This window comes from Peteryoungia ipomoeae (genome assembly GCF_004912165.1).
GTDB lineage: Bacteria > Pseudomonadota > Alphaproteobacteria > Rhizobiales > Rhizobiaceae > Allorhizobium > Allorhizobium ipomoeae.
The window spans coordinates 87,252-111,577 of the sequence record NZ_STGV01000008.1 but is presented as its reverse complement, the minus strand read 5'-3'; the positions used below and the strand labels follow the sequence as shown (position 1 = coordinate 111,577).

Genomic DNA, 24,326 nt, shown 5'->3' with positions numbered 1-24,326 from the left:
TCAGGCTCTGGAGGGAAATATGTTCGCGCACCGCATTTCGGGATTTCTGGCACTCGCGATTGCCCTTTTTCCGATTTCCCCCTCTGCAACAGCCCAGGAAATCCGCTCTATCCAGAGGGTTCAGAATGGCGACTATTTCGGCTTCGACCTGAGAACCGAAAAGAACCTTTCGCTTGAGCAATGCGAGGCGAGCTGCATCGGCGATAGCGCCTGCCGGGCCTTCACCTACAACCCCAAGGTCAGCTGGTGCTTCCTGAAGTCGGATTTCGACAAACTGAACAGTTTTCCGGGCGCCGTTGCCGGTCGCATCGTCGAGACCGCCGCAGAGCCTGACATCGGCGCGCCGCCGTCCCTCGAATTCGTCTCCGAACAGCTTGGCACAGATGCGCGCAACCAGCGCGACCAGCTGGCAGTTGCGGCCGATCAACAGGGACTCGGTCGCGAGGCAATGATCGAGGCAGGTCGCGCAGCCTTCACGGGCGGCAACGTCGACGCAGCAATTCTGTCGCTCAAAGGCGCGCTTTCGATCGATGCGAATGATGCTGCCCTTTGGCTTGAGATGGCCAGGATGGCCAACACTGTGACGAACAACTACGGCATGGCGAACGAAGGGGCGATGGCGGCGATCAACGGCTATCTGCTGAGCCGCGGAACCGTCGTGCGGGCCGATGCGCTCGCGACACTTGCCCGCTCCTTTGAGCGCAGCGAAAACTGGCGTGCGGCGCTCAATGCCTACAAGGCGAGCCTGGAGCTTTCGGCCAATGCGGAGGTCCAGGCGGCGTTTGTCGATCTGAGATCCCGGCAGGGCTTCAGGATTGTCTCCAACAGCACGGATTCCGACAGCGCATCACCGCGTGTCTGCGTCGCCTTCTCAGAACCTCTGGTCAAACGGGGCGTCGACTACGCACCCTTCATCACCCTTGATGGCAAGGCGCCGAAGGCAATCGAAGCCAAGGACAACCAGATTTGCGTCGAAGGCCTTGCACATGGCAGTCGTTACCGGCTTGCCGTGCGCGCTGGCTTGCCCTCCTCTGTCGGTGAAAACCTCGAAAGCCCGGCCGAGATCGAGGTCTATATCCGCGACCGCAACCCTGCAATCCGTTTTACCGGCGACAGCTTCATTCTGCCGTCATCTGCGCGCCAGGGCATTCCACTCGTCTCGATCAATACGGACAGCGCGAAACTCGAACTTTATCGGATCGGTGACCGCAACATAGCCCCGCTCCTTTCGGCGTCGCAATTCCTCAGCCAGCTCGATGGCTATACCGCCGACCGCGTGCGCGATGAAATCGGCGAACGCGTATGGGAAGGTACTGTCGACATTGCCAATGAACTGAACAAGGAATTGGTGACCAGCATTCCGCTCCAGGAAGCGCTGCCAACCCGCAAACCCGGCATTTACGTGATGACGGCCGTCGTACCGAACGCGACGACCGAAAACTGGGATAGCCGTCCGACACAATGGTTTGTCGTGTCAGATATTGGCCTCTCGACCTTTGCCGGCAACGACGGACTGCACGTCTTTGCGCGCTCCCTGGCGAGTGCTGAACCCCTTTCCGGAGTGAGCCTGCAACTGATCGCAAAGAACAACGAGGTTCTTGCAACAGCCACCACCGACGCCGAGGGGCATGCGCGTTTCGATGCCGGGCTCATCCGCGGCAGCGCCTCCCTCGCGCCGGCCGTCATTGCCGCGCAGTCTTCCGGTGACGACAATGTCTTCCTCGACATGACCCGCGCCGGTTTCGATCTGTCGGATCGTGGTGTGACTGGACGCCCCGCGCCAGGCCCCGTCGATATCATGACATGGACCGAGCGGGGCATTTATCGCCCAGGCGAGACGGTGCATGTTGCAGCCCTTTCCCGCAACGGTCAGGCCGATGCCATCCCCAGCCTGCCGCTGACTTTCGTCTTCAGCCGCCCCGATGGCGTGGAATCGCAGCGAATCGCCGTCACCAGCCAGAGCCTCGGCGGCTATAGTGTCGATCTCCCCATCCTCGCCAACGCGATGCGCGGCACCTGGACCGTCGCGATCTACACCGACCCGAAAAAGCCATCCATTGCGCAGACCACGTACATGGTGGATGATTTCGTTCCGGATCGGCTTGATCTGAAGCTTTCCAGCGACGCCAAGGCGGTCTCTCCGGATGCGCCGGCAACGGTCCGGGCGGATGGTCTTTATCTCTACGGCGCGCCGGCCGCTGGCCTGACGCTGGAAGGCGAAGTTGTGGTGCGCCCGACGACGACGCATCCAGATTTTAAAGGCTACAAGTTCGGTCTGTCGGACGAAGAGGGCATCGAAGATGTTCAGACGACTTTCGAAAGCCTGGAGCCGCTCGATGGGGATGGCAAGACCGCGATCGAGGTGTCACTTGATGAGCTTCCGTCGACCACGCGCCTGATCAATGCCGATATCGTCCTGCGCCTTCGGGAAGCAGGCGGACGGGCGGTAGAGCGCAAGATCACGCTGCCGGTCACACCGGAAGGACCTGTCATCGGCATCAAGCCGGAATTTGAAAGCGAAGTGCCGGAGAATTCCAATGCGGCCTTCAATCTCATTGCGATCGGCCCGGATGGCTCTCGTACCGCGCTCTCCGGCGCGAAATGGAAGCTGGTCAAGCTTGAGCGAAACTACCAGTGGTATCGCGACGGCTCGGCCTGGCGCTACGAGCCGATCACCACGACGAAGCTTGTGGCTGATGGCACCACCGATATAAGCGCCGAGGGCACCGCTCTTTCGGTGCCGACCTCCTGGGGCAATCACCGGCTTGAGATCGAAGCAGACGGCGCCTTGTCGAGCATCGACTTCGACGCAGGATGGTATGTGGCTGCAAGTTCGACCGAGACGCCGGATGCGCTGGAAATCGGGCTCGATAAATCTGCCTACAGCATCGGCGAGACCGCCAAGCTGCGCATTTCGCCGCGCTTTGCCGGACAGGTGGTGGTGGCATCGGGCAGCGACACGCTGATCTCAACGCAAATTGAGAGCGTTCCGGCAGAAGGCACGGAAATCGAAATCCCCGTCACCGCCGAATTCGGCGCAGGCACTTATGTAACGGCAACCCTGTTTAGGCCGGGCAATGGCACCGAAAGCCGGATGCCCTCCCGCGCCATCGGCATTACCTGGTTGGCGGTGGACCCCGGTGCTGACAAGCTGGCGGTGAAACTGACCCCACCGGAAAAGACATTGCCGCGGCAATCTCTGGATATCCCGATCGAGGTGGCGGGAGCGGGCATTGGCGAGGAAGCCTATGTCATGGTTGCCGCCGTCGATGTCGGCATCCTGAACCTCACGCGTTACGAGACACCGGACCCGGAAACCTACTATTTTGGGCAGAGACGCCTAGGCCTTGAGTTGCGCGACCTCTATGGCCGTCTGATCGATGGCTCGCTGGGCACGACCGGCAAACTGCGGACCGGTGGCGACGGTGGTGAACTGACGCTTCAGGGCAATCCGCCCAAGGAAAAGCTCGTTGCCTTTTTCTCGGGCCCCTTGAAACTCGACGCCAACGGCAAGGCCACCGTTTCCTTCGATATACCGCAGTTCAATGGAACGGCCCGTGTTATGGCATGGGCCTGGTCGAAAGCCGGACTTGGCCATGCCGAAACCGATGTGATTATCCGTGATCCTGTGGTCGTGACGGCAAGTCTGCCCAAGTTCCTTGCACCGGCTGATGAGAGCAATCTGCGCCTCGACATTGCAGCGACCGATGCGCCTGCCGGGGCCTATACGCTTGCCGTGACCGGCAGTGCTCCGCTCACAGTGAGCGGCACCGCAAGTCAGACGGTCGATCTTGCGCCAGGAAAACCAGTCAGCGTCGTGCTGCCGATTTCCGCTCAGACAGCGGGTGAAGGTACGCTCGACATCGCCTTGTCCGGCGCGGACGGCATCGCCGTCAGCCAGTCGCTGAGCCTGCCCATCCGCCCGTCAACACTTCCGATCACGCAGCGTCAGGTCATCACATTGGCAGCTGGCAAGAGCCTCACCGTCGATGGTGATCTTCTCGCCGATAGCCTGCTGCAGGGCGCCTCGGTCAGCCTGAATGTGGCACGCGCTAACGGGCTCGATATCCCGGGCCTGCTGATGGCGCTCGACAAATACCCCTATGGCTGTGCCGAACAGACGACCAGTCGCGCTCTGCCCTTGCTCTATTATGATGAACTGGCCAAGCTTTCAGGCCTGCCTGAGGACGCGGACATCAACAAGCGCGTGCAGGACGCGATCCTGCGCGTCCTCTCCTATCAATCGTCGAGCGGCTCATTCGGGCTCTGGGCACCGGGATCGGAAAGCCTTTGGCTTGACGCATACGTGACAGACTTCCTGACCCGTGCACGCGAACAGAAGTTCGAAGTTCCGGACGAAGCTGTTGTCCAGGCCCTGCAGAACCTGCAAAACCGCCTCGCCTACGACAACGACATCCGCACCCGTGGCAATGACATTGCCTATGCACTCTACGTGCTGGCGCGCAGCCGTAAGGCTTCGCTCAGCGACCTCCGCTACTACGCCGACACCATGCTCGGTGACTTCCCGACGCCGCTCTCGAAGGCTCATCTTGCTGCGGCTTTGTCGCTCTACGGCGACAATGAGCGCGCCAAGGCCGTCTTTCTCGATGCGACAGGCATGAGCGAACAGGCGCGCCTGACGCCGGTCAGCTTCTCGCGTGCGGACTACGGCTCGGCCCTGCGCGACGCGGCAGGTGTTCTCGCCTTGGCCGCGGAAACCCGCCCAACGCCCCCCATCGTGCCGATCCTCACCAAACTGGTGGTCGACGAATGGGCGAAAAAGCAGACGCTCAGCACGCAGGAGCAGACTTGGATGCTGATGGCAGCCCGTGCCCTGCAACAGGATGATGCGTCCCTCAAGATCCAGGTAAATGGCGCTGATCGAACCGGTGCCTATGCAGCCACAATCCCCGGTGAGGCATTGCTGCAGGCGCCGCTCACCGTGACGAACACCAGCGCAGACCCCATCAGCGCTGCCGTGACAACGGTTGCAGCTCCGGTAGAGCCACCGGCTGCGGGCGGAGATGGTTTCTCGATCAATCGGACCTACTACACGCTGGATGGCGAAGAGGCCAACATCACGGAGGCCCTGCAGAACCAGCGATATGTCGTGGTGCTGCAAGTGACTGAAGAGGCGGAATGGCCAGCGCAGCTGATGATCACCGACCTTTTGCCGGCCGGTCTTGAAATCGACAATCCGAGCCTCGTTGATAGCGCGGCACTCACCAACTTTGACTGGCTTGCCCAGACGGAGCCGGCGCATCTCGAATTCCGAAACGACCGCTTTGTCGCCGCAGTCAGCAGAAGTGAGGGAGACAATTCACCGATCACGCTCGCCTATGTCGTGCGTGCGGTGACCCCGGGCAACTACGCGCTGCCAGCCGCAAGCGTCGAAGACATGTATCGTCCGCAGCTTTCGGCGCGCACGGCCGCTGGCGCCATGGTCGTCTCGGCAGCCCCCTGATGCGACGGGCAAGACGTATAGCTCTCATCGCAGCGACGGCAGTTGTCGTCGCTGCGTGTGGCTTTGCGTCCTTGAACTTTGCCGATAGACACTGGGCACCGCCCCTTGAAGCGGCGGCAGACGTGTCGACGGAAATTCTTGACCGAGACGGGCAATTGCTGCGGGCCTTTGCCACAAAGGATGGCCTATGGCGGCTCAAGACGACGGCCGAGGATGTTGACCCGGCCCTCATCCGCATACTTGTCGCCTATGAAGACAGGCGCTTTGAAAGCCATGCCGGTGTGGATTTCCTGGCCCTTGTACGAGCAGGTTGGCAGCTGCTCACCAATGGCCGCATCGTCTCCGGCGCCTCCACCCTTTCAATGCAAGTCGCGCGGTTGATAGAACCTCGGCAGGAACGCTCCCTGACCGCGAAACTTCGCCAGATCGCCCGCGCTCTGCAGATCGAACGCCGATTGTCGAAGGCCGAGATCCTGGATCTCTATCTGACCCACGCCCCTTACGGCGGCAATCTGGAAGGCGTGCGGGCGGCAAGCCTCGCCTGGTTCGGTAAGGAGCCAAAACGCCTGACCACGTCAGAAGCCGCACTGCTGGTGGCATTGCCGCAATTGCCGGAAAAGCGCCGACCAGACCGCTACCTGGACAATGCATTTCAGGCGCGCAAGCGCGTTCTGGACCGAGCCCGCGATGCCGGTGTCATCGAGCAGATGGAGGTGGCGCAGGCCATCAACGCGGCACTTCCCGTCACCCGCCGGCAGCTTCCGGCCCTTGCCCCGCATCTGGCCGAGGCTGCGAGGCTGAAGGACAGAAAGACGAGCGAACATCAAACCACGATCATCCGTGCCGTACAGCAGCGGCTGGAGGAGGTGGCATTGCATGCGGGACAGCGTCTCGACCCGAAAGTGTCACTCGCCATGCTGATGGCCGACGCTAAGACCGGCGAGATTGTTGCGAAGGTCGGCGCTGCAGACTATTTCGACGCCAGCAGATCCGGCTGGATCGACATGACCCGTGCCGAGCGCTCTCCGGGTTCGGCACTCAAACCCTTCATCTATGGTCTTGCCTTCGAGCAGGGTCTGGTTGCGCAGGAAACCATTATCGAGGACAGGCCTGCCGATTTCTATGGCTACCGGCCTAAGAATTTCGACATGCAGTATCAGGGCGATGTCAGCGTCCGCCAAGCATTGCAGCTGTCTCTGAACGTCCCCGCCGTAAGGCTTCTGGACGCGGTTGGACCAGCGCAGCTCATGGTGCGTTTGCGGCGCTCCGGAGTGACCTTGAAACTGCCCCCGAATGAGGCGCCGGGCTTGGCAATTGCGCTCGGCGGCGCCGGCATCACACTGAAAGACCTGGTCCAGCTCTATGCGGGGCTGGCAAACCGCGACCAGCCCGTGAAGCTCGGCGACGGCATTCGCGACGTGGCCGAGCTGCTTGACGATCAGCCCTTGTTCGAGGCCGGTGCGGCATGGACGGTCGGCGATGTCCTCGGCGCCGTCTTGCCGCCCACAGGCAGTCCGGCCGCTGGCATCGCCTACAAGACCGGGACAAGCTACGGCTATCGCGACGCCTGGTCCGTTGGCTATGACGGTCGTTATGTTTTGGGCGTCTGGATCGGACGGCCGGACAATGCCGCAGTGCCCGGCATATCCGGCTACAAGACGGCAGCCCCCTTGCTGTTTGAAGCCTTTGCGAAATCCGGACTTTCGGGCACGCCTCTTCCGCGTGCACCCAACGGGGCCTTGCGCCTTGCCGCCTCCGATCTGGCGCCCGGGCTGCGACGGTTTTCCACGGATGGCCGAGGCCTTGTCGCAACCCGCGCTCAGGAGAAGCCACCACAGATCGTCTATCCGCCACAGGGCGCGGTCCTTGAGCGCGGATACACGGCCGATGGCACTCCCCTTCCAATCATGGTGAAGCTTCAGGCAGGCCGCGCGCCGTTCCGCTGGCTGGTAGACGGCCGTGCCATCAACGAGTTGTCGCGCAGGCGAACAGGGGAATGGGTGCCAGCCGGCAAGGGCCAGTCGACGCTGACCATTATCGACGCAGAGGGACGCGCAGCTTCAGTCAGCATTTTCGTGAAGGATTGACGTGCAAAGCCGCGTTCTTTGATCCGCTCGCTTTCTGCCATCGTAGACGTCTCCGGTGATCACCTAATGGAGATATTTGCCATGGCCAATTCAGTCAGAGTGTCGGGACTTGTGGCGGCAACCCTCGCCCTTTCTGTCGCTGGAGCATCCGCCAACGAGCGCTATTCGGCTACAGACATTCGCGAAGATATCATCGGAAAGCGCATTTACCTTGCGACACCATTCGGGGGAGAATTCCCGCTCAACTATCGACCGAACGGTGTGGTTGACGGGTCTGGCGAAGCGCTTGGTCTCGGGCGGTTTGCAAAACCCGATGACAAGGGCCGCTGGTGGATCCGGGGAAATCGCCTCTGCCAACAGTTCACCAGTTGGTACAAGGGCGCGCCCATGTGTTTTGAACTGATCCGGACCGGTGAGCGCACCTTGAAATGGATTCGCGACAATGGTCAAACGGGCACGGCGCGCATCGGCAACAACATTTAGGCACACGCCGCCCTTTGCGCCTTCGGTACGATGCCAAGCATGAGAATGGACAAGGCATGGTTAACCTCAAGGCGCGCGTCATAGGGGCAACGGCAAAGCTCGGACGTGCCGGCTACCCGAGCGTCCGGTCCGCCTCCGGTGGCGAAATCGAGGTCGTCACCGGACCTTCGCATGTTGGCTTCGACCCCGTCGACCTCCTGCTCGCTTCGCTCGTTGCCTGCATCAGCATGAGTGTTCGCATCGCTGCACGTCGACTGGGACACGCCAATGGCTTCGAAGAGGTAAGGGTCGAAGCGAGCGCGGAAAAAGCCAAGGACGGCAGCCATCGCATCGATCGGTTCATCGTGACGGTTGCCTTGATGGGGCAGATATCTGCCGAGGATCAGCGGGCGATTGTGGAGCTTGCAGATAGCATCTGCACTGTCAGCAATTCGCTTTCTCCTCTACCGGAGATCCGGCTTTGCGAGGCCAAAGTGCAAGGGAATAACCCTCCGTCTATCGCGGCATCTTGACCTTGGCTCCCCTTTTGCTAACTAGGTCGTGAGTTGCCGTGACATCTTCGTGAGTACGGCCTCAAAACCTGGTGCCGGGCCCCTCTGGCGAGAGTTTGACGGCGCTCTCGTGATGTCGGTACCGCCAGCAAACAGCCGGCGGATTTAAACCCATGAAATCTTGGATCATGCTTCTAGCGCATGCGTCTATGGCGCATCGCACACCCTCCCATGGCAACCGGGTGGCCGGAGGTGAGCGTCGATGAGCGCACTTCCATCTGACACAACGACGACGACCCTCAGCTATTTCAAGTGGGCATTCATTGTCACGGCTGCCGGTCTCATTCTGGGAGCCGCCCTTGGCTGGCAGATGAGTGGCACGCTGTCTGGCATGGCGACCGTCTTCTTCATCTGCTGCGTGCTCGCGGTTCTGGAAATCTCGCTTTCCTTTGACAACGCAATCGTCAACGCCAACAAACTCAAGGACATGACACCGGTCTGGCAGCATCGCTTCCTGACCTGGGGTATCATTATCGCCGTTTTCGGCATGCGTATCGTCTTCCCGCTTCTGATCGTCGTTATCGCGGCCGGCATTGGCCCGATTGAGGCGATCGTGCTCGCTGCACGCGAGCCTGCCGAATATGCGCGCATCATGAACGACGCGCATCTGCCGATCGCAGCCTTCGGTGGAACCTTCCTGATGATGGTGGGCCTTTCCTACTTCTTCAACCAGGAGAAGGAAATCCACTGGATCGAAGTGATCGAATCGCGGATGGCCCGCTCGGCCTCCGTGAAAGGGATCGAGATCGCGGTGGTTCTGCTGCTCATCCTGCTCTTCTCGAATCTGCTCGAAGGCGCGGAAGCGGTGACATTCGTCTATTCGGCTATCTACGGCCTTGTGACCTTCCTTGCGGTTGAAGTGCTGGGCGGTTTGCTGGATGCATCGCAAAAGACAATGAGCGAAGCTGCAAAAGGCGGCCTTGGCGCATTCATCTATCTTGAAGTGCTCGATGCCAGCTTTTCGTTCGATGGCGTAATTGGCGCCTTCGCGCTGACACAGAACCTCTTCATCATCGCAATCGGCCTTGGCATCGGTGCCATGTATGTCCGATCGATGACGATCATGCTGGTCGAGAAGGGAACGCTTGCCGAATACCGCTACCTTGAGCACGGGGCGTTCTACGCAATCCTGATCCTCTCGGTCATCATGTATGTGCAGACCCTGCAGCATATCCCCGAGGTGATCACCGGCCTCGGCGGTGCAGCTCTTATCGGCATCTCCTTCTGGTCATCCGTCCGTTACAACAGGCAGGAACTGGCAGAAGAAGAGCGCCTGGCGCATGACAATGTCCGCAACGACATCTGACCGCCGGACATCGCAAGATTAATGCAAAAGGCCAGCGAAGAGTTCGCTGGCCTTTTGGTATGCAGCTCCCGGAAAATCAATCCGGACCGACATCAACGAGATCGTTTTCGTCATCATCGTTGAGCGAGCCTGTTCCTGGCGTCTTCATCTTGTCGGTTTGCTCCGGCGTCTCGTGCGGGCCGGCCGGCGGCAGGTCTTCCGCAGGCGTACCGGCATTCGTCTTATCCTCAGATAGATCTTTGTTCATAGCACATCTCCTTGTGGTGTGCCCTCAACTCGCACGAGCTGACAGGGGTTCCCTGTCGAAGCGTGCGGAACATTGCCCGTAAAAAAATCCGAACCACTCGGGAATAAAAGTCATTCGGCTTTCGTATATTGGGGCATGAAGACGACGAAGACACATTTCAATGTTCTTGGGCAGCTGGCGGCTCTACGCCGCTATGCCTACTCGCTCGTCAGAAACAGAGATGAGGCGGAAGATCTGGTTCAGGACACGCTGGTGCGTGCCCTCGAAAAGAAATCGACATTTCGCCCTGAAGGAAACCTGCGCAACTGGCTGCTCTCCATTTTGCACAACACCCATGTCGACCGATTGAGGGTGGTGCGCTCCAAGGAAGGACGGGAGGCCGCGTTTGCAGAGGTTTCGGAGGCAAGCGCACCCGCCGGCCAGGAGCACGCAACGCGGCTCTCGCAGATCCGGCAGGCCTTTCTCAATCTGCCGACGGAGCAAAGAGAAGCCTTGCATCTTGTCGTCATCGAAGCGCTGACCTATCAGGAGGCCGCAGATGCGCTCGGCATCCCGATCGGCACGCTCATGTCCAGGCTTTCGCGCGCTCGCCAGCGCTTGCGAAGCCTTGAAGCCGGAGGGGATACGGATGCCCTCCCCCATCTGAGAATCGTTGGAGGCAAATCCGATGAACCAAATTGATCCTGTGATCGATGCTGATCTGCATGCCTATGTCGATGACCAACTCGATGTCTCCAGACGTATCGATGTGGAAGCCTATCTGTCCGAGAGCCCCGAAAGCGCTGCAAAGGTGATGGCCGATCTGCGCATTCGCGATGAGTTGCGCCTGGCGCTGGCCGGATCTGCTTCGACCCCGCATCAAGATACGAGAGAGGCGGCGCGGCAACTGGAAAACGCCATCAACCGGCATCAGACGGTCGATATCTTCCGCCGCGCAGCGGCTATTGTCCTTCTTGTCGGTGCAGGTTGGATAGCTCACGGCTGGATTGCGCCAGCAAGCATCGGCGAAGTGGTGGCCTCAGTTCCGCCGCCGCAATTCGTTGCGGAAGCCATCCGTGCGCATCAAACAGCCGAACTTCGCGAAAACATTTCGTCGCTTTCGGCGACGGACCGGTTTGATCCGGCCGAGATCCGCTCGGCAACGGCAATCGTGTTACCGCAGATGCCGGCGAACTGGTCCGTACGTGACGCACAGGTGTTTCCCTCAACCTTCGGTCCAAGCGTGGAGCTTGAGATCGAAGCGGGAGAAGGCCGTCGCTTGGCACTCTTTGCCGTAAGACCGGGCGCTTTCGCCGTCCAGCAAGTGCTGATGCAGGAAAGCGACAACGCGAAAGCTGCTTACTGGCAGATTGGCGAGGTTGCCTACGCCTTGATTTCCGAAACCGAACAGGCCGACCGTCTTGCCGATGAGGCACGGCGGCTTGCGCGTACCCTTTATTGATCCAGTCAGGAGGTAATTGAATATGGATCCCATGCAGAACCGTTGGGGCTATGCCAGCCAGGCACAGTCCGGTGCCCTTTTCGACGAGGGCCTTCGCCAGCATATGCTGCGCGTCTATAATTATATGGGCCTTGGCCTTGTCATCACCGGCCTCATCGCCTTTATCGTCAGCCAGTCGCCGGCGCTTTACGTGCCGATCTTCCAGACGCCTCTCAAGTGGGTCGTGATGCTGGCGCCGCTCGCCTTTGTTTTCTTTTTCTCGTTCCGCATCCAGACAATGTCGGCGTCAACCGCTCAGATGACCTTCTGGGCCTTCTGCGCCGTGATGGGCCTGTCGCTGTCATCCGTCTTCCTGGTCTTCACCGGGACATCAATCGCGCGGACCTTTTTCATCACCGCCACCATGTTTGGCGCGATGAGCCTCTATGGCTATACGACCAAGCGTGATCTGGCGCAGTTCGGCTCCTTCCTCATGATGGGCCTGATCGGCATCATCATCGCCTCGATCGTGAACATTTTCCTCGGCTCGGGCGCGCTGCAGTTTGCCATCTCCATCATTGGCGTCTTCGTCTTCGTCGGCCTGACCGCCTGGGATACCCAGAACATCAAGCAGCAGTACGCCGAAAACTATGATCAGGAGAGCCAGCAGAAGCTTGCCGTGTTCGGCGCGCTTTCGCTCTACCTGAACTTCGTCAATCTCTTCCAGCTTCTCCTGAGCCTCACAGGCCAGCGCGAGGAATAGGTAGCAGTTGCGACAGACCGAAACAGCAACGCCCGGATCACAGATCCGGGCGTTTTGCTTTACAACACTGGTGTAGCAGCATGGCCGCTGAATATCGTCAGAGCGCCACCAGAAGGATGGCGATGAAGCCGATGCTAAGCCCTGCGATGACCATAGCAATGCGGGACTGGCAAACATCGGATGCGCGCCACGACCCCTGTTGCTCTACCCGCTTCAAATCTGCAAAAGACATCGCTGCTCTCCCCTAGATGGACAGACGGGGCTCATCCCCGGACGTCACATTCTTGACACATTTGCGGCTGCCGTCAACAATCACGACTAGATTAGTATGCTAAAGTTGAAGCCCGTTAGGGTTTTGGTAACGTTGATCCTGTCGATGCAAAAAACGCTGTTCCAAATAGCTTGAACAGCCTGCGCTTGCCTGCCACTCGCTATTCGGGATTGAAACTATTCAGATTGTCTGACAACGTGCGATCGGGCTTTTGGTTCAGGTGGTAACAACAGTTGCTGCGAAAGGGTATCAAACCCTGCCGATGAGCTCGCTGGATGCTCACATCCAGACCTGGCCAATTCGTTTGCTCTTTTCGCGACCTTGCGTCTTCGGAACCACAATGTCCTCTTCAGCTTCCACCACTTCGCTGCCCGCAACATCCCACCGTCTCGCTGCATTTGCCGGTCCCGCCGTCATGCTGCTCGGAATGCTGCTCTTCTCGCTCAATGACGCCATGGGCAAATGGCTGGTTGCAAGCTACGGCCTTGGGCAGGTCATCCTGATCCGCAGTGTCGCGGCTCTGATCATCCTTGCCCCCTTTCTGTTCATGGCAGGCTGGAAACCGATTGTTGACGCCGAACGCCCTTGGCTGCAGCTCGCGCGCGTGATCTTCTCAACCGTCGAGATCTTCAGCTTTTACTACGCAGTGATGTATCTGCCGCTTGCGGATGTGATGACCTACTGGCTTGCCGCACCGATCTACGTGGCAGCCTGTGCGCCGTTCCTGCTGGGTGAGAAAGTCGGATGGCGCCGCTGGACAGCCATTGCCATCGGCTTTGTCGGCGTCATCATCACACTTGAACCGTCCAGCGCGATGTTCACCATGCCGGCCCTGATCTCGGTCGTCGGCACGGCCGCTTTCGCCTTCATGATGCTTTCAGGCCGAAGCCTGCGTGCGACCCCGGACAAGACTCTGGTCCTGTTTCAGATCCTTGGTGCGGGCGTGGCAGGCCTGGTCTTCGCGCCCTTCGACTGGGCACCGATCGGATCGATGACAGAACTGCTTCTGCTCGGCCTTCTGGGGATTGTTGCCATGAGTGCGCATATGCTCGTCAACCGTGCACTCAAGATTTCAGATGCGGCGACCGTTGCGCCGTTGCAATACACGCTGCTTCTGTGGGCGGTGGTGTTCGGTTGGCTGTTCTTCGATGAAGTGCCGCGCCTAACAATGCTGTTTGGTGCTGCACTGATCGTCGGCTCGGGGCTGTTCATCTTCTTCCGCGAGCAGCAGTTGAAGAAGCGCGACCAGGTGCTGCCGGCAATCCCGGAATAAGCCCTGATAAAACCAAGGAAAAGGCCCGTGACGCATGAGCATCACGGGCCTTTCTTATTTCAGATAGAGAGATGACCGCGCTTACTTGCGGGCTTCTTCAATCTTGGCAAGGATCTGGTCAACGACGTCGGCGCCAATGGCATCCTTGTGCTTTTCATAGACCACCTTGGACTTCTCGCGAATGCGGGCCTGCTCGTCGGCAGACAGAACATTCACCTCAAGACCTGCTTCCTTGATCTTCTCAAGCGACGTCTTGTTGAGGTCGGCGATGACCGAACGCTCGACATCGCGGCCAACCGCTGCGCATTCACGCAGTGCTGCCTGCTCTTCAGGCGTATAGGTGTCGAAGATTGCCTTGGAGAAGAGGAAGAGGAACGGCGTGTAGGCGTGGTTGGTCTCGGTAACGTATTTCTGCACCTCGAAGAACTTCGAGGTATCGATCGTCACATAGGGATTTTCCTGCGCGTCGATCGTCTTTGTTTCCAGAGCCGAGAAGACTTCGCCAAACGCCATCGGGGTGGCATTGGCACCAAGGTTCTGGAAGGTATCGAGGAAGATGTTGTTCTGCATGACGCGAACCTTCATGCCCTCGAAGTCTTCCCACTTGGTGACCGGGCGAACCGAGTTCGACAGGTTGCGGAAGCCATTTTCCCAGTAAGCGAGATTGACGAGACCAACGGCCGCCATCTTCTCGTTCATCATGTTGCCGAAGTCGCCGTCGAGAACCTTGTAGGCCTCTTCAGCCGAAGAGAACAGGAATGGCAGGTCGAATACGCCAAGCGCCGGCTCGATGCCGACGAGCGGCGAGGACGAGGTGACGACGGCTTCCTGAACGCCCGAACGGAGAGCCTGGGTTGCCTGCAGGTCACCACCAAGAGCGCCGCCCCAGAATGCCTGCAGCTTCAGCTTGCCGCCGGACTTCTCGTCCAGGCACTTCTGCATGGCATCGATACCGTTGCCGACGGGGTGATCGGCATTGATGCCGTTCGAGACGCGGATCGTGCGCTCGTTGAATTCGGCGAATGCCGGGGCAGCACCGGATACGGCGAACGCGATGGCAGTGGTTGCAAGTAGTACTTTTCTCATAAGATATCCTCCCTTGGATTGACGATGAGACGGTAGAATAGCGTAAGCGTCACCTCAGCCACTGGGCTGGGACGATGACGATGTCGGGGAACACGACCAGCAGCATGAGGACTGCGATCTGTGCCAGCAGGAATGGCGTCACCCCGGTCACGACCTTGCCCAGCGGCACGCGGCCGACGCCACTGACAACGTTCAACACCACGCCCACGGGCGGCGTGATAAGGCCGATACAGCAATTCATGATGAACATGACGCCGAAATAGACCGGATCAATGCCTGCCTGCTTGATGATCGGCATCAGAACCGGCGTCAGGATCAGGATAGTTGGCGTCAGGTCGAGCGCCGTCCCGACAACAAGCACCAACAGCATGATGACAAACATCAGAAGCATAGGCCGGTCGATCAGCGGCTCGATAAAGCCCGTGATTTCACCTGGAATGTTGGCGGCGGTGATGAGCCAGGCCGAGACCAGTGCTGCGCAGACCAGGAACATGATGATCGACGTCGTCTTGGCCGCTTGCAGAATAACGTGCGGGAGATCCTTCGGCTTCAGTTCGCGATAAATGACCATGCCAACGAACAGGGCATAGGCTGCCGCGATAACGGCTGCTTCGGTCGGCGTCACAACGCCGGCCTTGATGCCGCCGAGAATGATTACTGGCATGCCAAGCGCCCAGGCGGCTCGGCCGGTGGCGCGAAGCCTCTCCTGCGCCGATGCTTTCGGCAGGGGTACGATGTTGTCCTTCCGCACAGTGATCTGCCAGGCAACCACCAACGCCAAGCCCATCAGGATGCCCGGTACGATGCCGGCCATAAAGAGCTGCGTGATGGAGACATTGGCCGCCACACCGAAGACGATGAAGGCCATGGATGGCGGAATGACCGGGGCGATGATGCCGCCCGAAGCAATCAATCCCGCAGATCGCGGCACGTTGTAACCGGCCTTGGCCATCATTGGAATAAGGATGGCCGCAAGCGCTGCCGTATCGGCTGCGGCCGATCCCGAGATGCTGGCCATGATTATGGCAGCAACGATGGCTACAATGCCCAGGCCACCACGCACGTGACCGACACAGGCAACGGCAAAATCGATAATCCGGCGGGACAGACCACCTGAGTTCATCAGTTCGCCTGCAAGCACGAAAAATGGGATGGCGAGCAGCGTGAACGTGTCAGCGCCGGCAATCATGTTCTGGGCAATGATCTGGCTGTTGAACATACCCATGTACCACATGAGCGTCACGCCGCAGAACATCAGGGCAAAGGAAACCGGAACACCGATTGCCATGGCACCGAGAAGCGAGACAATGAAGACGATAAGGGTCATCAGGCACGCTCCGACAGTTTTTCAATGCTGAGGTTTTCGCCGGCAAAGGCGGCGATTTCTTCTTCGGTAACCCGTCCTGTTACGAGGCGGATCAGTCGCTCAAGCGCAATCAGGGCACAGCCGCCTCCAGCGAAAAAACCGATCCCGTAGACCCAGCCCATCGACAGCCCCGTCACAGGTGCCGCCATGCTGGCGTTGATCGGGAGCTGCTTCCAGGTTCCCCAGAAGAACAGCAGCGACACGCCGAGAATGATGAGATTGGTCAGGATCATGCAGACAACACGACCACGGCGCCCTAGGATGGCAACAAGCGATTCTACACCAAGATGGCCGTACTCACGAAACCCGACGACCGCGCCGATAAAGGTCAGCCAGACGAAGAAATAGCGCGCCATTTCATCCGAGACCGTCAGGCCCGAGTTCATCGCGTAGCGCAGGATGACATTCACGAACACCATGATGGCCATACCGGAGAGCAGCAGGATCAGCAGCCATTCAAGAAATCGGTAGAACAGATCGACGATTTTGCTCATCCTGATCAAACCTTGTTAAGAAGGCCACGCTGGGCCAGATTGCGAAACAGGGCCCTGCTGCCGAATTCCCATTCCGGGCATGCATCGGTACGGTCCACCCAATTGACGAGACGGCCGAGCTTCGGCGTGAAGATCTCGACACGATCACCAACCTCATGGGTAAAGCCAAGACCGGCGCCACGGCGATCCTTGACCGGTGCAAACATCGTTCCGAGGAAGAGCACGGCGCCATCGGGATACTGATGATTTCGGTTGCGCAGCTGCGATGCGAGGTTTTGCGGCGAACGGCTGATCGCCTCCATCGGGCTTTCTCCCGTCATCTCGAAGCCGTCCTCGCCTTTCACCACCAGCGAAACACGCACCTTGCTCAAAACGTCGAGCGTGAAGCTGTCATCGAAGAGGCGGATAAACGGGCCAAGCGAGCAGGATGCATTGTTGTCCTTGGCCTTGCCCAGAAGAAGCGCCGAGCGACCCTCGACATCGCGCAGGTTGACGTCATTGCCGAGAGTTGCACCCAGAATCCTGCCATCGGACCGGATCGCCAGCACCACTTCGGGTTCGGGATTGTTCCATTGCGAGATGGGATGGATGCCGACCCGATCACCACAGGCGACAGACGACATCGGCTGAGCCTTGGTGAAGATTTCCGCATCCGGCCCGATGCCGACCTCAAGATACTGCGACCAGAGGCCCATGTCCTGCAGCAAGGCTTTGACTTCGGCGGCCTTTTCGGAGCCTGCCACGAGGCCACGCAGGCTATCGCCGAGAACCGGGGCAAGGCGTGCGCGAATATCCTGCGCGCGGCCCGCATCGCCCTTGGCCTGTTCTTCGATCACGCGTTCCAGCATGCTGTCGGCAAAGGTAACCCCGGCTGCCTTGATGGCCTGAAGGTCCACAGGCGCCAGCAGTCTTCCAGCCGTACCGTCAAGGAATTCATCGACCGAACCGAGATCCTTGCCGGAGAGGTCTGCGGAAAGCCGCGCCGCCAGATCGTCGATTTCCAGAAGGCCTGACACAGTCGCAGCCAGATCCGTCAGATCAATGATCCGCCCATCCCGCACGCAGACAGGACAGGGGCCACCCTCGGCATCGGACCAGACTCGCCCGATGAGGATCGCCTGGCCGGCGTCCTCCGGCAGAATTTCGACGGATTTCAGGCTATGCATGGTTGGCAAGACGGGCCTCCTCCTCGTCCTTGGCGGGTAGCTCCTCAAGCTATCCCAACATTGTCAGGATGTCTGACAACATAGATCACTGTCAATAATCACATACGCTCAGCCTGTCTACCCCAAAGCCGCTCTTCCCCCTTTGTTTTAGGAGGGGCCAGGCAAGATCAAAATTGCTCGAGGCTCAGACCAATTCGGTCTGCAGCCCCGGAAAGATGTGCACGCATCGCAGCGCGTGCCGCCAGTGGATCTCGGGACGCAATCGCATCCCGCAAGGCAACATGCTCTGCAATCGTCGTTTCGACAATCTCTTCAAGCACGGCCCGGGCACGTGCCGCGGCAATGGCGAGACTGATGCGTTCGGCGATAAAGCCAACAAAGGTAGCAAAATAGGCGTTCTGAGTTGATTGGGCGACCGCACGATGAAACAAAAGATCGGCATCGATACCGTTCTCCGTCCACTTCTCATCGCCCGTCATCATGGCGAGCGCCGCGTCGATCCTCTTTAGATCATCGTCAGTGTGGTGAAGGGCGGCAAGACCGGCCGCTTCGATCTCAAGCGGGATACGGAGCTGAAACATCGCCCGAAAGCTGCCTGGATCGGAAAGCTCGTCGTCCTTGATCCGGATCAGTTGAGCAGAACGCTCACTGACGAATGCGCCAACACCCTGGCGCGTCTCGACCAGACCCTCATTGCGCAATTGCGCGATGGCTTCGCGGATCACCGAGCGACTGACCCCAAGCGTCTTTGCCAGGACGTGCTCGGTCGGCAGCTTGTCGCCGGGGTTCAGCCGCGCCTGGCTGATTTCAGCCGCCAGCTGCGATGCGATGCGGGTCGGCAAATGTTCGCTACGCCTGATTTCACCGATATTGAAATGCCCCATGTCGATCGCCATCGTCTGCTTGCTCCCTGGCCGGCGCCTTCGACAAAGCGCCTTCACTGTTTTCCTCAATCCGCAGTGAAATTCAATTGGCAGCCAGGATTCATCATCAGTTTCGGATCGATTGCATGCTTGACGGCAGACAGAAGACCGGCCTGCACATCCGGGATACGCGCCAGGAAATCGGCCTTTTTCAGCCGACCAATCCCATGCTCCGCGCTGATGGAACCACCGAATGTGTCAAGAACGTCGTTGATGACAGACTTGGCCTTATACAGGAAGGCATCCAGCTCAGCCCGTGGCAGGCCTGCCGGCGGCAAGACGTTGAGATGAACGTTGCCATCCCCGACATGCCCATAGGAAACGCAGAGGCAATCGGGCAAAGCCTTCATGACCGCAGCCTCCGACTGGTCGACAAACTCCGCAAGCCTCGAAAGCGGAACGGACAGATCGGTTCGCAGATGCGCGCCGCGTTTCGCCTGCCCCTCATTCATGCCTTCGCGGAAAAGCCAGAGGTTGCGCGATTGCGCCTTCGAACTTGCTATGACGCCATCAAGGACCAGCTCCTCTTCCATCACCCCTTCGAGGAAGCGCTGCATCAGATCCTCGATATCGACAAGACCCGACCCGCCGATCTCCATCAAGACATATGCGGGATAGTCTCCTGAGATCGGCATGGCGAGATCCGGCATCGCCTCCCGCGCCAAGGTGAAGGCAACCGGCGGCATGAATTCGAACGCCGACAGCAGGTCACAGCAATCGCGCCTTGCCCGGCGGTAAAGGGCAATCGCATCCGAAAGCGAAGCTAGACCGACCAGTGCGGTGGCCACCTGCTCGACCGGCGGCAGCAGTTTGACTGCAACGGCGGTGACGATACCCAAAGTTCCTTCCGCGCCAATGAACAGCTGCTTGAGATCGACACCCCTGTTGTCCTTGCGCAAGGTCGAGAGCCCCTCGAACACCGTCCCGTCGGGCAAGACGACCTCAAGCCCCAGCACAAGCTCACGCATCATGCCATAGCGGAGAACATTGATCCCCCCGGCATTGGTCGAGACGTTGCCACCAATCCGGCACGACCCCTGCGCTCCGAGAGCCAACGGAAAAAACAGTCCGGCCGCCTCGACCTTGTCCTTGAATTCGGAAAGGATGCAGCCGGCTTCCACCACTGCGGAAAAATCGTCGACATCGATGCGGCGAACCGCGGTCATTCGCTCAAGGCTGAGAACCACCTGGGCGAGCGGCTGATCCGGCGTAGCGCCGAGCACGAGACCCGTATTGCCCCCTTGGGGAACGATCGAAAGACCGAGGCTGGCGACTGCCGTGACGGCGGCAGATACATCAGCGGTGGACCTCGGCCGTATAACGGCCAACGCTCCAGTCGTGACATCGCCATGCCAGTCGCGGCAATAGCGCTCGACATCGTCCCCGACCAGAACCATGTCGGCACCCAGATGCTCTATCAGAGCGTCCGCTGCCGCGTGCACCGCAACTCCGTCGGCCATGTTCGCCTCCAAACTTTCATCCATACGCACCCGCTCACAGGGCAGGAGACGCCTTCAACATTTCGGTTTCCAAATGCATGATATAAGGTTATCAGACAACCTTACAAATGATTTTTTCAGACGGTCTCTTGCGTGGCTTTGGACGCAGGCGGAATGTCACTAAACCGGAGGAGAAACGCTATGCATGTTATGATTATCGGCGCGGCCGGCATGGTCGGTCGAAAGCTCGCAGAACGTCTGGCGCGTGACGGCCAGTTGCGCGGAGATGCCATTGCGTCGATGACGCTCGTTGACGTTGTTACGCCGGAATCCCCTGCGGGATTTGATGGGCAAGTTAGCCTCCAGATCGGCGACCTGTCGCAACTTGGTGTCGCTGAAGGCCTCGTTGCGCGGCGGCCGGATGTCATCTTCCACCTGGCAGCCATTGTTTCGGGCGAGGCAGAACTCGATTTCGACAAGGGATACGCTATCAATCTGGATGGAACTCGCTACCTTTTCGACGCAATCCGACTGGCGCAGCAGGCGGACGGCTATCGTCCGCGTCTTGTCTTTGCGTCATCGATTGCAGTCGTCGGCGCCCCCCTGCCCTATCCGATCCCGGACGATTTCCACACGACGCCCCTCACCAGCTACGGTACGCAGAAGGCCATCTGCGAACTGCTGCTCTCCGACTATGCGCGCAAGGGCTTTTTCGATGGCATCGGCATCCGCCTGCCAACCGTCTGCATCCGCCCCGGCAAGCCAAACAAGGCGGCTTCCGGCTTCTTCTCCAACATTTTGCGGGAACCCCTGGTGGGCAAGGAGGCAATCCTGCCGGTCAGCGACGACGTGCGTCATTGGCACACCTCCCCCCGGTCGGCTGTCGGCTTCATGATCCACGGCGCTACCATCGATCTGCAAAAGGTTGGCCCCCGTCGCAATCTCTCGATGCCGGGCCTGAGCGCCACTGTCGGCGAACAGATCGAAGCGCTGCGTCGGGTGGCAGGCGACGCTGCCGTTGCCCTGATCAAGCGCGAGCCGGATGAGATGATCATGCGCATGTGTGCCGGCTGGGCACCGGGCTTTGAGGCGACACGCGCCCGCGAACTCGGCTTCACGGCAGAAACCTCTTTCGACGAGATCATCCAGGCGCATATCGAAGACGAACTCGGAGGTTCGCTTTGAGCAAAGACACGAAACGCATCGCATTTCTCGGCACCGGGCTCATGGGCGCACCGATGGCGCGGCGCCTGCTCGGAGCCGGCTTCGAGGTGTCGGTCTGGAACCGTGACCCCCGCAAGGCGGAAGCACTTGCCGCACACGGAGCCCGTGTCTGCGCAACGCCAGCAGACGCAGTGGCAAAGGCCGATATCGTTTTTACAATGCTTTCGGACGGCAAGGCCGTCGGCGAGGTTCTCTTCGCTCCTGCCGTTCTCGATGCGCTTCCACAAGGAGCAATCGTCGTCGATACATCGTCGATCGCCCCTCCGATCGCCAGAGAACACGCCACTCGATTGGCGGAACGCGGTCTTGCCCATCTCGACGCACCGGTCTCCGGCGGCGTCGTCGGGGCTGAAGCGGGCACGCTCGCCATCATGGCAGGCGGGGATGCCCATACCGTTGCGCAACTCACCGAGGTGTTTGCCGCCCTTGGCCGCGTCACCCATGTCGGTCCATCCGGCGCGGGGCAAATCTGCAAACTCGCCAACCAGCAGATCGTCGCCATCACGATCGGAGCGGTGGCGGAAGCCATGATGCTGGTTGAGGCGGGCGGCGCATCGCGGGAGAAATTTCGCGAGGCCATCCGCGGCGGCTTCGCCGAAAGCCGGATCCTTGAGCTGCACGGCAAACGCATGGTGGATCGAGAGTTTCAGCCGGGCGGCCCTTCGCGACTTCAGTTGAAGGACCTCAATGCGGTCGCCGCCATGGCCGATGCCCTGTCTTTGACCCTGACTTTGACAACGGAGGTTCGAGCGGCATTTGCCGCATTTGTCGAAGAGGGTCATGGAGAGACCGACCACAGTGGACTATTGCTCCATCTGGAGAAGATCAATCATCGCCAGGAGGAAGGCCAGTGAGCGAGATGAGCACCCCCAAACGACGCCTGCGTTCACAGGACTGGTTCGACAACCCCGATCATCTCGACATGACGGCGCTCTATCTGGAGCGGTTCATGAACTATGGGACGACACCCGAGGAGCTGCGGTCCGGAAAGCCGATCATCGGCATTGCGCAATCCGGCAGCGACATCAATCCCTGCAATCGCCACCATATCGAGCTGGCGAAACGCGTGCGCGACGGCATCCGCGATGCAGGCGGCATTCCGATCGAGTTTCCGTCCCATCCCCTTTTCGAGAACTGCAAGCGCCCGACGGCGGCACTGGACCGCAATCTGGCCTATCTCGGCCTCGTTGAGCTGCTTTACGGCTATCCCTTCGACGGTGTGGTCCTGACCACCGGCTGCGACAAGACCACGCCGTCAGCGCTGATGGCGGCATCGACCGTGGATCTTCCCGCCATCGTGCTTTCCGGCGGCCCGATGCTGGATGGCTGGCATGACGGCGAGCTCGTAGGATCGGGCACCGTCATATGGCGTTCACGCCGTAAATATGCGGCCGGCGAGATCAGCAAGGAAGAATTCCTAGAACGCGCACTCGACTCCGCCCCATCCGCCGGTCACTGCAACACGATGGGAACGGCCTCGACGATGAATGCCATGGCCGAGGCGCTTGGCATGTCCCTGACGGGCTGTGCCGCCATTCCGGCCGCCTACCGCGAACGTGGCCAGATGGCTTACCGCACCGGTCGCCGCGCAGTTGAACTGGTGCTGGACGACATCAGGCCCTCGCACATCCTGACGCGTGAGGCCTTCCTCAACGCCATCAGGGTCAATTCGGCCATTGGCGGCTCGACCAATGCACAGCCACATCTGATGGCCATGGCGAAACATGCAGGCGTCGAGCTTTTGCCGGAAGATTGGCAGGTTCATGGTTTCGACATCCCGCTGCTCGCCAATGTGCAGCCGGCTGGCGCCTATCTCGGCGAACGTTTTCACCGCGCCGGTGGTGTTCCTGCCATCATGTGGGAGCTGCTCCAGGCTGGAAAGCTTGATGGCGGCTGTCCGACAGTGACGGGCAAGACAATGTCCGAGAACATCGAAGGGCGCGAGGCAACGGACCGCGAGGTGATCAAGCCGTATGACGAGCCAATGAAGGAACGCGCAGGCTTCCTGGTTCTGAAGGGCAATCTCTTCGACTTCGCCATCATGAAGACAAGCGTGATTTCCGAAGGCTTCCGCAACCGCTATCTGCAAGAACCCGGTCGCGAAGGAGTCTTTGAAGGACGTGCCATCGTCTTTGACGGGTCGGAAGACTATCATCACCGCATCAATGATCCCGCGCTCGACATCGACGAGAACTGTATTCTCGTGATCCGGGGTGCCGGGCCACTTGGCTGGCCGGGATCGGCAGAGGTGGTGAACATGCAGCCACCGGATCACCTCTTGAAGAAAGGCATCCTCAGCCTGCCGACCATCGGCGACGGACGCCAGTCCGGAACGGCCGACAGCCCGTCCATCCTCAACGCCTCCCCGGAAAGCGCGGCTGGCGGCGGACTGGCGTTTATCCGCACCGGCGACGTGATCCGCATCGACCTGAACAAGGGTCTTTGCGACATGCTTGTCAGTGACGCCGAGATTGAAAAGCGAAAGACCGAAGGTCTGCCACCTGTGCCGCCCGATGCCACACCGTGGCAAAGGCTTTACCGCCAGACAGTTACGCAACTTGCAGATGGCGCTACCATCAGGGGCGCCGATGAGTTCAAGCAAATCTCGAAAACGCCGCCACGGCACAACCATTGATAAAGAACACACGCAACCACGGCGCGATTTCCTTAATCGCGCCGTGACCATGTCCGAGGTCAACATCCAAGGCAGTGGAACAACCTGCTGGGGATCGACATTCTCCTGACAAATCAAGGGAGAATGAC

Annotated in this window: 20 protein-coding genes; 12 read left to right on the top strand and 8 right to left on the bottom strand. The window is 59.6% G+C overall.

All coding sequences use genetic code 11. From position 1 onward, the window contains the following. Positions 1-19 precede the first annotated feature (19 nt). The 5 genes from FAA97_RS19665 to FAA97_RS19645 all read left to right on the top strand — a co-directional run bounded on the left by FAA97_RS19665 (position 20) and on the right by FAA97_RS19645 (position 9,891). Positions 20-5,464 (top strand): alpha-2-macroglobulin family protein, encoded by a 5,445-nt coding sequence (locus FAA97_RS19665; RefSeq protein ID WP_136600273.1) that lies wholly within the window; start codon positions 20-22, stop codon positions 5,462-5,464. Further along, a complete protein-coding gene (pbpC, locus tag FAA97_RS19660) occupies positions 5,464-7,551 on the top strand; it encodes a penicillin-binding protein 1C (protein WP_136600272.1) in 2,088 nt (695 codons plus the stop codon). The genes FAA97_RS19665 and pbpC overlap by 1 nt, the downstream gene beginning before the upstream one ends. A gap of 81 nt (positions 7,552-7,632) precedes the next feature. Continuing rightward, complete coding sequence (locus tag FAA97_RS19655; protein ID WP_136600271.1) at positions 7,633-8,034, top strand: hypothetical protein; 402 nt, start codon at positions 7,633-7,635, stop codon at positions 8,032-8,034. Positions 8,035-8,090: 56 nt separating this feature from the next. Beyond that, complete coding sequence (locus FAA97_RS19650; protein ID WP_136600270.1) at positions 8,091-8,546, top strand: OsmC family protein; 456 nt, start codon at positions 8,091-8,093, stop codon at positions 8,544-8,546. A gap of 241 nt (positions 8,547-8,787) precedes the next feature. Next, the gene (locus FAA97_RS19645; protein ID WP_136600269.1) at positions 8,788-9,891 is read left to right on the top strand and encodes a DUF475 domain-containing protein; all 1,104 of its coding nucleotides are present in this window, start codon (positions 8,788-8,790) and stop codon (positions 9,889-9,891) included. A gap of 76 nt (positions 9,892-9,967) precedes the next feature. Here the strand turns inward: FAA97_RS19645 and FAA97_RS21130 are convergent, their stop codons facing one another. Then, a complete protein-coding gene (locus FAA97_RS21130; RefSeq protein ID WP_168801059.1) occupies positions 9,968-10,138 on the bottom strand; it encodes a hypothetical protein in 171 nt (56 codons plus the stop codon). A 135-nt stretch (positions 10,139-10,273) separates the two neighbouring features. Between FAA97_RS21130 and FAA97_RS19640 the strand changes: the two genes are divergently transcribed. The 3 genes from FAA97_RS19640 to FAA97_RS19630 are packed head-to-tail and all read left to right on the top strand — an operon-like array spanning position 10,274 to position 12,321. Beyond that, positions 10,274-10,819, top strand: coding sequence for a sigma-70 family RNA polymerase sigma factor (locus FAA97_RS19640; protein ID WP_136600268.1), 546 nt, complete (start codon positions 10,274-10,276; stop codon positions 10,817-10,819). Next, positions 10,806-11,579 carry an anti-sigma factor family protein gene (locus tag FAA97_RS19635; protein WP_136600267.1) on the top strand — a complete coding sequence of 258 codons (774 nt, stop codon included), beginning with the start codon at positions 10,806-10,808 and terminating at the stop codon, positions 11,577-11,579. Before FAA97_RS19640 ends, FAA97_RS19635 begins: the two co-directional genes overlap by 14 nt. Positions 11,580-11,601: 22 nt before the next feature. Beyond that, positions 11,602-12,321 carry a Bax inhibitor-1/YccA family protein gene (locus FAA97_RS19630; RefSeq protein WP_136600266.1) on the top strand — a complete coding sequence of 240 codons (720 nt, stop codon included), beginning with the start codon at positions 11,602-11,604 and terminating at the stop codon, positions 12,319-12,321. A gap of 97 nt (positions 12,322-12,418) precedes the next feature. On the opposite strand, the gene FAA97_RS21400 is transcribed toward FAA97_RS19630, so the two are convergent. Further along, positions 12,419-12,553 (bottom strand): hypothetical protein, encoded by a 135-nt coding sequence (locus tag FAA97_RS21400; protein ID WP_281281366.1) that lies wholly within the window; start codon positions 12,551-12,553, stop codon positions 12,419-12,421. Positions 12,554-12,932: 379 nt separating this feature from the next. On the opposite strand from FAA97_RS21400, the gene FAA97_RS19625 reads away from it, so the two are divergent. After that, complete coding sequence (locus FAA97_RS19625; protein ID WP_168801058.1) at positions 12,933-13,865, top strand: DMT family transporter; 933 nt, start codon at positions 12,933-12,935, stop codon at positions 13,863-13,865. Between the two features lie 81 nt (positions 13,866-13,946). Here the strand turns inward: FAA97_RS19625 and FAA97_RS19620 are convergent, their stop codons facing one another. The 6 genes from FAA97_RS19620 to FAA97_RS19595 form a co-directional block, all read right to left on the bottom strand. Continuing rightward, the gene (locus FAA97_RS19620) at positions 13,947-14,951 is read right to left on the bottom strand and encodes a TRAP transporter substrate-binding protein (RefSeq protein ID WP_136600265.1); all 1,005 of its coding nucleotides are present in this window, start codon (positions 14,949-14,951) and stop codon (positions 13,947-13,949) included. A gap of 49 nt (positions 14,952-15,000) precedes the next feature. Continuing rightward, positions 15,001-16,278, bottom strand: a complete 1,278-nt coding sequence (locus FAA97_RS19615) for a TRAP transporter large permease (RefSeq protein ID WP_136600264.1) — start codon at positions 16,276-16,278, stop codon at positions 15,001-15,003. Further along, positions 16,278-16,811, bottom strand: a complete 534-nt coding sequence (locus FAA97_RS19610; protein WP_136600263.1) for a TRAP transporter small permease — start codon at positions 16,809-16,811, stop codon at positions 16,278-16,280. The genes FAA97_RS19615 and FAA97_RS19610 overlap by 1 nt, the downstream gene beginning before the upstream one ends. Positions 16,812-16,816: 5 nt before the next feature. Next, complete coding sequence (locus FAA97_RS19605) at positions 16,817-17,977, bottom strand: fumarylacetoacetate hydrolase family protein (protein ID WP_136600324.1); 1,161 nt, start codon at positions 17,975-17,977, stop codon at positions 16,817-16,819. A 167-nt stretch (positions 17,978-18,144) separates the two neighbouring features. Beyond that, a complete protein-coding gene (locus FAA97_RS19600) occupies positions 18,145-18,861 on the bottom strand; it encodes a FadR/GntR family transcriptional regulator (protein WP_136600323.1) in 717 nt (238 codons plus the stop codon). 65 nt (positions 18,862-18,926) lie between these two features. Continuing rightward, positions 18,927-20,360: an FAD-binding oxidoreductase gene (locus FAA97_RS19595; protein WP_136600262.1), complete on the bottom strand. Its 1,434-nt coding sequence runs from the start codon at positions 20,358-20,360 to the stop codon at positions 18,927-18,929. Positions 20,361-20,540: 180 nt separating this feature from the next. Between FAA97_RS19595 and denD the strand changes: the two genes are divergently transcribed. The 3 genes from denD to FAA97_RS19580 are packed head-to-tail and all read left to right on the top strand — an operon-like array spanning position 20,541 to position 24,198. Further along, positions 20,541-21,524 carry a D-erythronate dehydrogenase gene (gene denD / locus FAA97_RS19590; RefSeq protein ID WP_136600261.1) on the top strand — a complete coding sequence of 328 codons (984 nt, stop codon included), beginning with the start codon at positions 20,541-20,543 and terminating at the stop codon, positions 21,522-21,524. Further along, positions 21,521-22,417: an NAD(P)-dependent oxidoreductase gene (locus FAA97_RS19585; protein WP_136600260.1), complete on the top strand. Its 897-nt coding sequence runs from the start codon at positions 21,521-21,523 to the stop codon at positions 22,415-22,417. Before denD ends, FAA97_RS19585 begins: the two co-directional genes overlap by 4 nt. Before the next feature lie 5 nt (positions 22,418-22,422). After that, entirely contained in the window at positions 22,423-24,198 is a 1,776-nt protein-coding gene (locus FAA97_RS19580; protein WP_136600322.1) for an IlvD/Edd family dehydratase, read from the top strand. Positions 24,199-24,326 lie beyond the last annotated feature (128 nt).

Excerpts from the sequence above, each read along its gene's own strand:
- FAA97_RS19625 (WP_168801058.1), top strand. The coding sequence starts at position 12,933 with ATGTCCTCTTCAGCTTCCACCACTTCGCTGCCCGCAACATCCCACCGT.
- FAA97_RS19600 (WP_136600323.1), bottom strand. The coding sequence starts at position 18,861 with ATGGGGCATTTCAATATCGGTGAAATCAGGCGTAGCGAACATTTGCCG.
- FAA97_RS19655 (WP_136600271.1), top strand. The coding sequence starts at position 7,633 with ATGGCCAATTCAGTCAGAGTGTCGGGACTTGTGGCGGCAACCCTCGCC.
- FAA97_RS21400 (WP_281281366.1), bottom strand. The coding sequence starts at position 12,553 with ATGTCTTTTGCAGATTTGAAGCGGGTAGAGCAACAGGGGTCGTGGCGC.
- denD (WP_136600261.1), top strand. The coding sequence starts at position 20,541 with ATGCATGTTATGATTATCGGCGCGGCCGGCATGGTCGGTCGAAAGCTC.
- FAA97_RS19605 (WP_136600324.1), bottom strand. The coding sequence starts at position 17,977 with ATGCATAGCCTGAAATCCGTCGAAATTCTGCCGGAGGACGCCGGCCAG.
- FAA97_RS21130 (WP_168801059.1), bottom strand. The coding sequence starts at position 10,138 with ATGAACAAAGATCTATCTGAGGATAAGACGAATGCCGGTACGCCTGCG.
- FAA97_RS19630 (WP_136600266.1), top strand. The coding sequence starts at position 11,602 with ATGGATCCCATGCAGAACCGTTGGGGCTATGCCAGCCAGGCACAGTCC.
- FAA97_RS19580 (WP_136600322.1), top strand. The coding sequence starts at position 22,423 with ATGAGCACCCCCAAACGACGCCTGCGTTCACAGGACTGGTTCGACAAC.
- FAA97_RS19645 (WP_136600269.1), top strand. The coding sequence starts at position 8,788 with ATGAGCGCACTTCCATCTGACACAACGACGACGACCCTCAGCTATTTC.
- FAA97_RS19650 (WP_136600270.1), top strand. The coding sequence starts at position 8,091 with ATGGTTAACCTCAAGGCGCGCGTCATAGGGGCAACGGCAAAGCTCGGA.
- FAA97_RS19595 (WP_136600262.1), bottom strand. The coding sequence starts at position 20,360 with ATGGCCGACGGAGTTGCGGTGCACGCGGCAGCGGACGCTCTGATAGAG.
- FAA97_RS19620 (WP_136600265.1), bottom strand. The coding sequence starts at position 14,951 with ATGAGAAAAGTACTACTTGCAACCACTGCCATCGCGTTCGCCGTATCC.
- FAA97_RS19665 (WP_136600273.1), top strand. The coding sequence starts at position 20 with ATGTTCGCGCACCGCATTTCGGGATTTCTGGCACTCGCGATTGCCCTT.
- FAA97_RS19640 (WP_136600268.1), top strand. The coding sequence starts at position 10,274 with ATGAAGACGACGAAGACACATTTCAATGTTCTTGGGCAGCTGGCGGCT.
- FAA97_RS19635 (WP_136600267.1), top strand. The coding sequence starts at position 10,806 with ATGAACCAAATTGATCCTGTGATCGATGCTGATCTGCATGCCTATGTC.
- FAA97_RS19615 (WP_136600264.1), bottom strand. The coding sequence starts at position 16,278 with ATGACCCTTATCGTCTTCATTGTCTCGCTTCTCGGTGCCATGGCAATC.
- pbpC (WP_136600272.1), top strand. The coding sequence starts at position 5,464 with ATGCGACGGGCAAGACGTATAGCTCTCATCGCAGCGACGGCAGTTGTC.
- FAA97_RS19610 (WP_136600263.1), bottom strand. The coding sequence starts at position 16,811 with ATGAGCAAAATCGTCGATCTGTTCTACCGATTTCTTGAATGGCTGCTG.